Origin of the sequence: Micromonospora sp. NPDC048830 (genome assembly GCF_043198215.1) — a bacterium.
In the GTDB taxonomy this organism is placed as follows: domain Bacteria; phylum Actinomycetota; class Actinomycetes; order Mycobacteriales; family Micromonosporaceae; genus Micromonospora.
In genome coordinates this window covers 1-8156 of sequence record NZ_JBICUP010000093.1, presented here as the reverse complement: position 1 = coordinate 8156, position 8156 = coordinate 1, and the positions used below count along the sequence as shown (strand labels likewise).

The following is an 8156-nucleotide window of genomic DNA, read 5'->3' as shown; positions in this document are numbered from 1 at the left end:
ACGGCCCGTCGCCCATCCGGTCACAGACGTTCGTATCCTCGCCCCGGTGCCCCGACCACCACGGGTACGGGACTACCTGACCTACCGGGCACACGCGAGCGGAGCCGGTCTCACGACGCCACCGGCGCTCGCCGCGATGCCGATCTGCTACAAGTGCAACGCCGACTCGATCATCGGCCCGGACGAGCCGTTGCTCTGGCCGTCCTACACGGAGCAGCTCGACTTCGAGCTCGAGGTCGGCTTCTTCACCTCCCGGGGCGGCCGGGACCTCACTCCGGAGCAGGCGGCCGACTACATCGCAGGCGTGACGATCTTCAATGATGTCAGCGCCCGCGACATCCAGTTCTTCGAGATGTCAATGTCGATCGGGCCGTCGAAGGGCAAGGACTTCTGCACGGCGATGGGACCGTGCGTGCTCACGATGGACGAGGTCAACGAATGGGACATCCGGCTCAGCGCTCGCGTCAATGGTGAGACCTGGGCCACCGGTACCACCGCCGACCGGCAGTTCTCCTTCGCCGAGGTACTGGCCTGGGCATCGCTCGACGAGGACGTGCGACCGGGAGAGTTCCTCGCGGTCGGAACCGTCGGCGGTGGCTGCGGACTCGAACTCGACCGGTGGATTCGCTCGGGCGACGTCGTCGAACTCGAGGCGTCCGGCATCGGAACCTTGCGTAATCCAGTGGGCGAACGGCGCGTCCCGCCGCCCGGGGCCGGCCTTCGCAGCTATCACGGGGCTCCACCGGTGCACCTCTGAGATCCCATGGCCTGCCCCGCGCCGCCTCGAAGGTTGGGAATCGGGCGGGGTCGGCTGTGCTCGTTCTCGGTTGGTGCGCTGAATTCGTCCCTGAGACTGACGCCAGGGGCCTTCCCGGCACCTCGAACTGTTGTTCTGTACACGCTTCACAGCGTCGTTGATCGGATGGCCCCGCCGGTCGGTCGATTCTCTTCACAGCCAACTATCTGGAGCGAACCCATCATGCTGCTGAACGGCGACGAACACCCGGCCGACGCGAACACCCTGCTCGACCGGCGGGCAGCGGCTTTCCCGACCGCCCCTTTCCTGGTGTTCGAGGGCGACGACGGGAAAATCACCGAGATCACCTACGCGGAACAGGTGCGCCGAGCCGCCGCGACTGCCGAGCTGCTCGCACGGCTCGGCGTACGAGCCGGGGACCGGGTCCACCTGATGACCGCCAACTGCCCGGAGTTCCTGGACGTCTGGTTCGGCTGTGGCCGGCTCGGTGCCGTCACCGTCCCCGTGAACCCGCTCTCCACCGTCGCCGAGACCGCGCACCAGCTGCGGGAGTCGCGAGCCGTCCTGTCCGTCGTGGCACCAACCCTGCGGGACACAGCGCTCGCGGCCGGCTCCGTGCCCGTCCTGACCACCGTCGAACTCAACGAGCGGCGCCAGCTGCCGAACTCGGCGGCGCCGCACGTCACACGGGACGGCCTCGCCGCCATCATGTTCACCTCAGGCACGACCAGCGCGCCCAAGGGAGTCCGGGTAACCCACGCGAATTACGCCCGGGTCGGCGCCGCGATGGCCGAGCACCTGGCCATGAGCGACAGCGATCGCTGGCTCGTGACGCTGCCGCTGTTCCACGGGAACGCGCAATATTACTGCCTGATGTCCGCACTGACCGTGGGCGGATCGGTCGCGCTGACCTCACGGTTCTCCGCTTCCCGATGGCCACGCCAGGCACGGACGCTTCGCCCGACGCTGGCCAGCTTGTTCGCGGCGCCGGTACGAATGGTGCTGGCCCGGACCCAGCCGGACGCCGCCGACGCCGCGAACAAGCTGCGGCTGGTCCTCTTCGCCCAGAACCTCGCACCGGCGCAGGCCGAGGAGTTCGAGTCCCGGTTCGGCACACTGCTCGTCCAGCTCTACGGCATGACCGAGACCGTGCTGCCCCCCTTCGTCAACCCTCCGGACAGCCGCCGGTCCTGGGACTCGATCGGCCGCCCGCTACGCCATCTCGAGATCCGCCTTGTCGACGTAGACGGGCGGCCCGTATCGCCGGGCACCCCCGGCGAGCTGCATGTGCGCGGCAATCCCGGGGTGGACATCACCGACGGCTACGACGGGCGCCCGGCCGAGACCGAGCACCTGCTCTCGGGCGGCTGGCTTCGCACGGGCGATCTGGTTCGCATGGACGACGACGGTCGCGCCCACTTCGTCGACCGGGCAAAGGACATGGTGAAGCGGGCCGGCGAGAACGTTTCCGCGACGGAGGTCGAACAGGTGATCGGCACCCATCCCGCAGTACTCGAAGCCGCCGTCCACGGTGTGCCAGACGAGATCTACGACGAAACGATCGTCGCGCACGTTGTCCTGCAACCGGGCGAGGAAGCCACTCCCGAGGAGCTGATCGCCTGGTGCCGCGGACACCTCTCGAGCTTCAAGATCCCCGACCGGGTGATCGTGCGTGCCGAGCTACCCCGCACCAGTGTCGGGAAGGTCCGCAAGGACCTGCTACGCGCAGAGCTCGCGTCCTCACATCGTGCGGGCGGCGCCTCGTGAGGTGATCGGTGCAGCCCGGATTGAAGACCGTCGCTCAGCTTGATCTTTAAGGGAGGGGCACGACGTCAACGGGGTCCTCGCCGCGGTCAGGGCCGGGCCGGGCATCGCGGTGTTCGCACGATCCCTTCTGCCCTTGGACCTCGCCGAGCTACCCGCCTCGACCGGGCTCCCCGTACCGCCCGCTCTCGGCCTGGTGCTGCTGACCAATCCGCACGCTCCCGAGCAGGCCACCGCCGCGCTCACATCCGCAATCTTGTCCAGCAGGATGCCGTTGACCCCCGCGCCCTCGGACTGAGCACGACCACGGCGCCGGCCCGTGATCCCGTTCGACCAGTGACAGGGCCAGATTGGCCCCGGCCGGCACACCCGGGCTGGTGCTGATCGGCCCGTCATGGGCGTACAGCCGAACTCACGCCGGAATTGTCCCCGATCACCTACGAACGGCACCCGGGGTCTACCGTCACCTTTCAGTGCGCTCTGGTGAGCACACGGTTGGTAGTCCCGCCTTGCAGTGGGACGGTCCCGGTCTGACCGACTGGTGTCGTGCCGGGTTCACGCTTCATGGCCACCTGCCCGCGTACGCGGGTCTTCTGGTCGGCTCCACGTGCTGCCACCGGGCCACTCCCGGCGGTGTCGTGCCTGGCCGTGAGGGCGGCCAGATTGAGCGAGGCGTTGCGGTCCCGATCCATGGTCAGGCCACACGCCTGGCAGTGGTACTCGCGCTCGGACAGGGCCAGCTTGGCTTTCGCCGCGCCGCAACCCGAGCAGGTCTTCGAGGATGGATACCAGCGGTCGGCAACCAGCAGTTGGCCGCCGTTCCAGTCGGTCTTGTACGTCAGTTGTTGGCGGCGGATCTCGGCGAACCCGGCGTCGGCTATGTGCCGGGCCAGGCGCCGGTTCGCCAGCATCCCGGTGACGTTGAGGTCTTCCACCACGATGGTGCCGTGCCCGGCGGCGAGGCGGGTGGTGAGCTTGTGCAGGCCATCGCGGCGCAGGTTCGCCACCCCGGCGTGTGTCCGGCCGAGCCGGTTCGCGGCGCGCTGCCAGCGTTTCGACGGCCGCCGTCCGGTCCTACGGTCCGGGCCGGACTTACGCGACAGCGCCCGGCCCAGCCGCCGAAGCCGGTCCCGCGCGGTGGCCAGGTGGCGCGGGTTCGGCACGAGTTCGCCGGTGGACAGCACCGCGAGGTGCGTGATGCCGACGTCGACACCCATCACACTGCCCGGCCGGTCCGGTGTCCGCTCGGCGCGTTCGACCTCGACGGTGAACGAGACGTGCCACCTGCCGCCGTCACGCCGCACGGCCGCGGACATGATCCGTGCCGTGCCCGCTTCGAGACGGCGGGCGAGCTTGCGGGCAGACTCGTGCAGCTTCAACCGGCCCATCCACGCCTTACGCAGAGCGGGCAACGACCACGACACTACCGGGGTGAGCTGGTCGTCCGAGACGCCGTAGGTGCGTTCCGCGGCCCGCTGGTCCAGGACCGCCTTCACCCGGGCGAGCGCCCAGTTGTGGGCGACGCGGGCGGCCCCGGCGTGCGCATACACTGCCCGTTCCTGTCCCGGGGTGAGGTCGAGGGCGAACCGGTACGCCTGGATCGTCCTCACGTCGGATTGTCCTCGGTGACGGCTTCGACGGCGCGGCGCGCACGGTCGGCAGCGGCACGCCGCCCGTACAGGCGCGCGCACAACGAGGTCAGGATCTCGGTCACATCGCGCACGAGATCGTCGTCGACCTCAGCCGGGTCGGCAACCAGCAGCCGGCGGCCCTGCGCAGCCAGTGCGGCTTCGACGTACTCGGCGCCGAAGCGGGCAAACCGGTCTCGATGCTCGACCACGATCGTCGTCACGGCAGGATCACGCAGCAGCGCGAGGAACTTCTTCCGCTGCCCGTCCAACGCTGACCCAACCTCAGTCACGACCTGGTCCACGGCCAGGTGCCGGCCAGTGGCCCAGACCGCAACCCGGGCGACCTGCCGGTCCAGGTCCGACTGCTGCTCGGCCGACGAGACGCAGGCATACACCACGGTCTTCCCGGTATCGGGTGCCGCGCCGGTCAGCGGTTCACCGACCATGATGAGACGGCCGAGCCGGTACGTGGGAACGGGCAGCGTGCCGGCCGCATACTGCCGCCGCGCGGTCACGTATGAGACGCCCGTCGCCGCCGCCCATTCCTTCAAATTCACGACCAAACTATACACTGCTATCTGTTGCTAAAGATCACCGACACGCCAACAGTTGTCACCCCCTCCCCGGCTACGCGCAGGACTTTTGGCAACCCGCTCAGACGGCGCTCTGTGAGCTTTGTCGGCTGCTCAGAGCGATCAGCGGTGTCATGAGGTCGGCGACCGTCGTCAATGCGGCCTCCAAGGCAGGGCGGGGATCCTTCACTCCTCCAGGCCGCAGCCACTCGCGGAGGACCTGGTTGTGGGCGGCGACAAAGGACGCGGCCGCGACATGGGCCGCGAGGGCGGCCTTGGCGGTGTTCGGCAGCCTGCTCCGCAGGTAGTCACTGAGAACCCGCTCGTACCTGGCGACGCTGGCGACCTCGCGGTCTCGAAGAGCCGCGACTTCGCGCGTCAGCCGATAGCGGGCGAGTGTCTGTTCTGGCGTCGCCATGAAGCTCTCGAAGATCAGCCTGGTCGCCTCGGCCACGGCGAAGATCGGCTCGGTATTTGCGGAGGAACCAAGGTACCAACGCACGCGGTCCAAGACCGAGTCGTGATCAGGGAAGATCACGTCTTCTTTGGAAGGGAAGTGCCGGAAGAACGTGCGCCGGGCGACACCCGCGGCCGTCGTGATGTCATCGATGGTCGTGCTCTCGTACCCCTGGACCGCAAATAGCTCGAAGGCGGCCCGTGCCAGCCGATCCCGGATGGGCTCCCCCGCTGGTGGGGCGGCCGGCGGGATGTTCGGGTACATGGTGGGGACAATACCACACTCTCGCAATTGAGTGACAGATCACAGGCACGGTGTGCTTGAGGCCTGGCACCGAGTGCCACTAGGTTTCAATCTATGTCTGTGCCTCCGCAGGGCCGCAACGAATCCGGCCTACCCATCGACGCGGTCTACGACGAGTCTTCGCTGCAGGGCTTCGATCCGAAGGCCAAGCTGGGCACGCCGGGGGAGTTTCCCTTCACCCGCGGCGTCTACCCCACGATGTACACAGGCAAGCCGTGGACGATGCGCCAGTACGCGGGGTTCGGCACGGCCAAGGAGTCCAACGAGCGCTACCACCAGTTGGTCAAGGCGGGCACGGGCGGTCTGTCCGTGGCCTTCGATCTGCCCACGCAGATGGGCTACGACTCCGACGAGCCGATCGCGCATGGCGAGGTGGGCAAGGTCGGGGTGGCCATCGACTCCCTCGATGACATGCGGACATTGTTCCGCGGCCTGCCATTGGACAAGGTCAGCACCTCGATGACCATCAACGCCCCGGCCTCGACGCTGCTGCTGCTCTACCAACTGGTCGCCGCCGAGGAGGGAATCGCGGGGCACCAGCTCACGGGCACGATCCAGAACGATGTGCTCAAGGAGTACATCGCCCGGGGCACATACATCTATCCGCCCAAGGAGTCCCTGCGCCTGATCAGCGACATCTTCGCCTACTGCCAGAAAGAAATCCGGCGCTGGAACACGATCTCCATCTCCGGCTACCACCTCGCCGAGGCGGGGGCCACCCCGGTGCAGGAGATCGCCTTCACCCTGGCCAACGCCAAGGAGTACGTCCGCACAGCCATCGCGGCCGGGCTCGACGTCGACGACTTCGCGCCGCGGCTGTCGTTCTTCTTCGTCGCCCGGACCACGCTGCTCGATGAGGTGGCGAAGTTCCGAGCGGCGCGGCGGATCTGGGCGCGCATCATGCGGGAGGAGTTCGGCGCGAAGAACCCCAAGAGCCAAATGCTGCGCTTCCACACCCAGACCGCCGGCGTGCAGTTGACAGCCCAGCAGCCCGAGGTCAACCTGGTGCGGGTGGCGCTACAGGGGCTCGGGGCGGTGCTGGGCGGGACGCAGAGTCTGCACACGAACTCCTACGACGAGGCCATCGCACTTCCGACGGAGAAGGCCGCGCGCCTGGCGCTGCGCACCCAGCAGGTCATCGCCTACGAGACGGATGTCACCAAGACGGTCGACCCGTTCGCCGGGTCCTACGCCATCGAGGCGATGACCGACGACGTGGAGGCGGCCGCGGTGGAGCTCATCCAAGCGGTCGAGGACCGTGGGGGCGCCGTGGCCGCGATCGAGCAGGGTTTCCAGAAGCGCGAGATCGAGCGCTCGGCCTACCAGATTGCGCTCCAGATCGACCACGGCGAGCGGACGGTGGTGGGGGTGAACCGGTTCACCTTGGACGAGGAGGAGCCGTACGAGCCCCTCCGGGTCGACCCCCAAATTGAGATCGACCAGTGCGAACGCCTCGCGGCGCTACGCAAGGAGCGTGACAACGACGCGGTCGGCCGAGCCCTAGATGACTTGCGCGCCGCGGCGTCGGGCCGCGACAACGTCCTCGTGCCGATGCGCGAGGCGCTGCGCCAGCGAGCCACGGTCGGCGAGGTCAGCCATGCCCTGCGCGATGTGTGGGGCCTGTACGTCCCGCGCGACTCGTGGTGACGCGTCCACAACCGCCTTGGCGGCCGGACGTTGAGCGGCACGACGTTCGTGCCGCTTCGAGACGGCCGGCCTCCGGAGAGTCAATTGCCGATGCGGCCAGCTTTCTCCTCTGCCGGGCGCTCACCGGCAACTCACCCGACCGAGCCCAGCCTTAGCAGACAAGGACAGCAATGACTACCGCGCTCAGCCTCCCCACTCCACTGCCCGTGCTGGCCGAGTCCGCACTCCCGAAAGTGCTGACACGTAGCGGCGCCACGGTCGTCCTGGGTACGGCCTTGACCGCTCTCGCCGCTCAAGTTGTCGTACCGATCCCCGGCTCGCCCGTCCCGGTCACCGGGCAGACGTTCGCGGTCCTGTTGACCGCCGCCGCCCTCGGTCCGGCCCGGGGACTGGCCAGCCAGGTGCTCTACCTGGCGCTCGGCGCCGCAGGGCTGCCCGTCTTCACGCAGGGCGCTCACGGCGTGCATGTCCTGGTCGGCGCGACCGGCGGTTACCTCGTTGGTTTTCTGCTCGCCTCGCTGATCGTGGGCGCCGGCTCGCGTCGTGGCACCGACCGGACGGTGCTTCGCGAGTTGGCAGTCATGGCGCTGGCTTCGGCGGTGATCTACGCGTGCGGGGTGACCTGGCTGGCCATCGTAACCGGCATGGGCGCGGACAAAGCGGTCGCCGTTGGTATGGCACCCTTCCTCGCCGGCGACGCCCTCAAGGCGGTACTGGCATCAAGTCTCCTCCCGGCAGCCTGGGCGCTGGTCACCCGTCTCGACTCCACCGGGCGCGCGCAATGAGCGCGGAAACGGCCTCGGTGCCGGAGACCGGGATCAACATCCACAGCACCGCGGGCAAGCTGGCGGACCTGGAGCGACGGGTCGACGAGGCGGTGCACGCCGGGTCGGCGCGGGCGGTCGAGAAGCAGCACGCGCGGGGCAAGAAGACCGCCCGGGAGCGGATCGAGATGCTGCTCGACGAGGGCTCCTTCGTCGAGCTGGACGAGTTCGCCCGGCACCGGTCCACCAACTTCGGCCTGG

General features: G+C 68.3%; 8 protein-coding genes. 5 read left to right on the top strand and 3 right to left on the bottom strand.

The genetic code is table 11. The features are described from left to right. Positions 1 to 757: fumarylacetoacetate hydrolase family protein (locus ACGFIZ_RS33710; RefSeq protein WP_393427255.1), on the top strand; the 757-nt coding region annotated here is incomplete at its 5' end. A gap of 222 nt (positions 758 to 979) precedes the next feature. Continuing rightward, positions 980 to 2524 (top strand): class I adenylate-forming enzyme family protein, encoded by a 1545-nt coding sequence (locus ACGFIZ_RS33705; RefSeq protein WP_393427252.1) that lies wholly within the window; start codon positions 980 to 982, stop codon positions 2522 to 2524. Positions 2525 to 2991: 467 nt separating this feature from the next. Here ACGFIZ_RS33705 and ACGFIZ_RS33700 read toward each other — a convergent pair whose 3' ends face one another. From ACGFIZ_RS33700 to ACGFIZ_RS33690, 3 genes are all read right to left on the bottom strand, one after another. Then, a complete protein-coding gene (locus tag ACGFIZ_RS33700; protein ID WP_393427249.1) occupies positions 2992 to 4131 on the bottom strand; it encodes an RNA-guided endonuclease TnpB family protein in 1140 nt (379 codons plus the stop codon). Next, entirely contained in the window at positions 4128 to 4709 is a 582-nt protein-coding gene (locus ACGFIZ_RS33695; RefSeq protein ID WP_393427246.1) for an IS607 family transposase, read from the bottom strand. Before ACGFIZ_RS33695 ends, ACGFIZ_RS33700 begins: the two co-directional genes overlap by 4 nt. 97 nt (positions 4710 to 4806) lie before the next feature. Continuing rightward, complete coding sequence (locus ACGFIZ_RS33690) at positions 4807 to 5445, bottom strand: TetR family transcriptional regulator (protein ID WP_393427243.1); 639 nt, start codon at positions 5443 to 5445, stop codon at positions 4807 to 4809. A gap of 93 nt (positions 5446 to 5538) precedes the next feature. Here ACGFIZ_RS33690 and ACGFIZ_RS33685 point away from each other — a divergent pair, with 93 nt between their 5' ends. From ACGFIZ_RS33685 to ACGFIZ_RS33675, 3 genes are all read left to right on the top strand, one after another. Continuing rightward, positions 5539 to 7131, top strand: coding sequence for a methylmalonyl-CoA mutase (locus ACGFIZ_RS33685; RefSeq protein ID WP_393427240.1), 1593 nt, complete (start codon positions 5539 to 5541; stop codon positions 7129 to 7131). Between the two features lie 206 nt (positions 7132 to 7337). Further along, positions 7338 to 7916 carry a biotin transporter BioY gene (locus ACGFIZ_RS33680; RefSeq protein ID WP_393427237.1) on the top strand — a complete coding sequence of 193 codons (579 nt, stop codon included), beginning with the start codon at positions 7338 to 7340 and terminating at the stop codon, positions 7914 to 7916. After that, a partial coding sequence (locus ACGFIZ_RS33675) for a carboxyl transferase domain-containing protein (RefSeq protein WP_393427234.1) occupies positions 7913 to 8156 on the top strand: 244 nt, incomplete at its 3' end. The genes ACGFIZ_RS33680 and ACGFIZ_RS33675, both read left to right, overlap by 4 nt.

Bases quoted from the DNA above. Each gene is read 5' to 3' on its own strand.
- ACGFIZ_RS33705 (WP_393427252.1), top strand. From the start codon at position 980: ATGCTGCTGAACGGCGACGAACACCCGGCCGACGCGAACACCCTGCTC.
- ACGFIZ_RS33690 (WP_393427243.1), bottom strand. From the start codon at position 5,445: ATGTACCCGAACATCCCGCCGGCCGCCCCACCAGCGGGGGAGCCCATC.
- ACGFIZ_RS33685 (WP_393427240.1), top strand. From the start codon at position 5,539: ATGTCTGTGCCTCCGCAGGGCCGCAACGAATCCGGCCTACCCATCGAC.